At 34.9% G+C, this 3,567-nt stretch carries 4 pseudogenes; 2 read left to right on the top strand and 2 right to left on the bottom strand.

The features are described 5' to 3' along the window. A pseudogene (locus tag OGM63_RS28180) lies at nucleotides 1-632 on the top strand (IS1634 family transposase); the annotation flags it as partial. Nucleotides 633-1,070: 438 nt separating this feature from the next. After that, nucleotides 1,071-1,962: pseudogene (locus OGM63_RS28175) on the top strand (IS1634 family transposase); the annotation flags it as partial. 12 nt (nucleotides 1,963-1,974) lie between these two features. Here the strand turns inward: OGM63_RS28175 and OGM63_RS28170 are convergent. Together OGM63_RS28170 and OGM63_RS28165 are read right to left on the bottom strand one after the other, a co-directional pair. Continuing rightward, nucleotides 1,975-3,090, bottom strand: a pseudogene (locus OGM63_RS28170) (IS630 family transposase). 124 nt (nucleotides 3,091-3,214) lie between these two features. Continuing rightward, nucleotides 3,215-3,567: pseudogene (locus tag OGM63_RS28165) on the bottom strand (RNA-guided endonuclease IscB); the annotation flags it as partial.

The following is a 3,567-nucleotide window of genomic DNA, read 5'->3' as shown; positions in this document are numbered from 1 at the left end:
AGATATTGAAATTCAAAATATCGACCACTTGGGTATAATTGCAGGGATTATAGACTCCATAGGTTTGGGAGAAATTATTAATGAAATAATTGGGCAAGAGCCAGGAGAAAAAGTAAGCCCAGGACAGGTAGTTAAAGCAATGATATTAAATGGATTAGGTTTTGTAAGCAGTCCTTTATATATGTTTCCAGAGTTTTTTCAAGATAAACCTTGCGAACATCTAATAGGAGAAGGAGTAAAAGCAGAATATTTAAATGATGATAAATTAGGTAGAGTAATGGATAAATTATTTATTAAAGGTTTAACGGAGATATTTTTAGCGATTACTATAAATGTAATACAACAATTTAATATTAGTTTAAAATCGTCACATTTAGACTCGACCTCACTACATTTACATGGTGAATATAAAACTAGTTTACCAGATATAATTTTTAATTATAATTCATCCGACATTAAAATCCAATCGCTACAGCCTATTAAAATTACTTATGGCTATTCTCGCGTTCATAGACCTGATTTAAAACAATTTATCATAGAATTAATATCATCTCAAGATGGAGATATACCAATATTTTTAAAATCTGCATCTGGAAATCAATCAGATTCTTCAAGTTTTGCGAAAATATTTTTAGAATATAAAGAACAAATGCAAAAACCAAAAATGCAAAATGAATATGGAGATAATTTAACCCACATTCCGCACTTCAAAATGCAATACATTGATGTTTCAAATAATATTACCAATATAAACTAGACTGAGACGTATTAATACTGAGAATAATAGGGAGGTGTGCGATCGCTAGATAACCCAATTCTTGTACTTCATTTTGTAGTATATAACATGGTGTCAAGCGTGAGTCTAAGTCTTTATTTGGAAATACTTAGACTCACGCTTGTATTAGCTTTGGCAAGCCAGTTAAAATGTATGATTAACTACTAATTAAAAATAGTAATATGTATGATTAGAGATTAAGAAGAAAAATCAAAATAGAGAACCAGTGAAAGTATTTTTATTGCTAAATAAGTGAGAATATTATGAAAAAGCTTTCTTCAAAAAAATCGAAAAAATGAATTATCAAAAAGAAGAACCATTCATGAAAAATTTAGATCACTTAGGAATAGTAGCTGGAATTGTTGATGAAATAGGAATAGTAGAAAAAATCAATGACCTGCTAGGAACCGATATGAGGGAAAGAGTTAATGGAGGAGAAGTAGTCAAAGCAATCATTTTGAATGGACTTGGATTTGTTTCTAAACCATTATATTTATTTTCACAGTTTTTTGAAGATAAAGCTATAGAACATTTATTAGGAGAGGGGATTAAGGCAGAGGATTTAAATGATGATAAATTGGGAAGAGTCATGGATAAACTCTACAAATATGGATGAACTAAACTATTTTTAATAATTGGATTATCACTCATAAAAAAATATGGTATATCGACCCAATATTCTCACTTAGATTCAACATCATTCCATTGACATGGGTCATATAACAATAAATTAGGTAATCAAGAGAAATAATTAGAAATAATCTCAGATAATCCGATTGTAATCACACAGGGATATTCTCGTGACCATAGACCAGACCTCAAACAATGTATTTTAGATTTAATAGTAAGTAGTGATGGAGACATTCCTTTATTTATTAGAGGAGGTGACGGAAATGAATCAGATAAAGCAGTTTTTGGGAAAATTTTAGTCGAGTATTCTAAGGAAATAAATTTGGAAAGTATTATGGTAGCTGATAGTGCTTTATATAGCGAGAACAATTTGAAGTTAATGGAGAATATAAAATGGATAAGTCGAGTACCATTAACTATAAAGAAAGCTAAGAATCTCGTGAAAAAAATTAACAGGTGCAGAATTGAAAAAAAGTGAACAAAAAGGATATAGTTATCAAGAACAAAAAGTGAGCTATGGCGGGATAGAGCAAAGATGGATACTAGTAGAAAGTGAAGATATAGGAATCCTATTTGATTTTTGAATAAGCTCCGTACATCTGTAGAGTGTCAAAATTAAAGGTAGTGTGTCTAATAAACCACTCAAATATCCACTTTAAATGTGAAAATGAAGGAATTAAACCACAAAAACGCCGAACCCATGTTTTGGCTTGTAACCAAATATCCTAAGAGTGGATTTTGTACTGGGCAATTAGGGGCGAAACTGACACAGTGTATTTTCCATTGCTCAGTTGGTAAGCTTTGATTAACAGAATCCAAGAAACCTCTAATTTCCTTGGATCGGTGGTAGCTAGCCCCATCCCAAAAAATTAGTAATCGTTGGTCGGGAGAGTCAGCTAGTAAGTATTCTAGGTAGTCGATAGTATTTTTTGAGTTTCCCGCATCATAAGCTTTGAGAACTAATTCTCCAAGGAGATAGTCAACTGCCCCATAGTATGTCTGCTCCGAAACGCTCGTTCACAACTGGGACTGCTATTTCTTGGTCACTTTTTCCCCATACGTAACCACTTAAATCTCCCCACATTAAATGACACTCATCAATTAACAGTACTCTCAACTTTCCTGTTTCGATTTCCACGCTTGTGATGTGCCAGCAATGTTTCAATCTCTTTTTTTTTTCTGCAACAGCATCTGGATTGGCTTTGGGGTTCAATTTTGTGGTTTTCTTCCAACTGATTCCTGCTTCCTCAAACAGGTCATAGTAACTTTGTTTTGACTCATAAACCACGTCGTACTCAAAAGCTAACTTATATTCCAGTTCGCCAAGCTCCCAGATATCTTTGGTTTGTAGCCAAGTTAAAACTTGTTCTCGTTGTCCACTCAACCATGTAGCTTTTCCTCCCTTTATAGTTCAGCCGCAGTCCCTCAACTCCATCTTCTTCGTAGGCTTGCTTCCAAGCTGTTATTGACCCTCGTGATACGTCTAAAATTGTTTGGATTTCATCATATAGGTAACCTTGATAAACCAACTTAACTGCCAACGCTTTCCTTACCTCACGCGCATCTGGACGTAAAGCTATAAAATCTTGTAGGGAGGCGATCGCCTCCACTACCATTCCCTCTGTTGACTGTTCTTGCGATACTCTTACTGTCAGTGTGGCAGTTTGTGAATGCTGACTTATCATTGTTCACGTAAAGAAAATTAGGAGGGTGGAAGCCCCTGAGGTACAAGTGCGTAGCACTGTCTACCGTGCTTTAGACAGGGGAGGAAACACGACTCAGGCAAATTTATTTGAAGAAAGAAAATTGTCAACTTGAATATCCATAACCATCTTTTTTATGGATCGCAAGACAAGTTTTGTACGAAACACCTTGAACTAATTCTTTGGCTGTTGAGATGTTGAAACTACCAGTTGCGCGAGTGGCGATTCTTCCAATATGAACCCCAGCTTTTTTACCTTTGGTAACTACAGCTTTTACAACATCTCCTGTTTGAAAACCAAAATGTATTTGCTTTTTAGTCCTATGTCTAACCGGGTTAAACTCAACGGGTTTGTTGCCTCCCCCGTTGGTCTTCAAAACCGTGCGTGAAAGTTGTCCCTTCACACGGCTCCTCAACTGTAGTTGTTTTGTCATAACAAGCTTCTCACCATTATTAAGGT

Origin of the sequence: Plectonema radiosum NIES-515, assembly GCF_025753815.1 — a bacterium.
GTDB lineage: Bacteria > Cyanobacteriota > Cyanobacteriia > Cyanobacteriales > Nostocaceae > Hassallia > Hassallia radiosum_A.
This window is presented reverse-complemented; position numbering and strand designations above follow the sequence as displayed.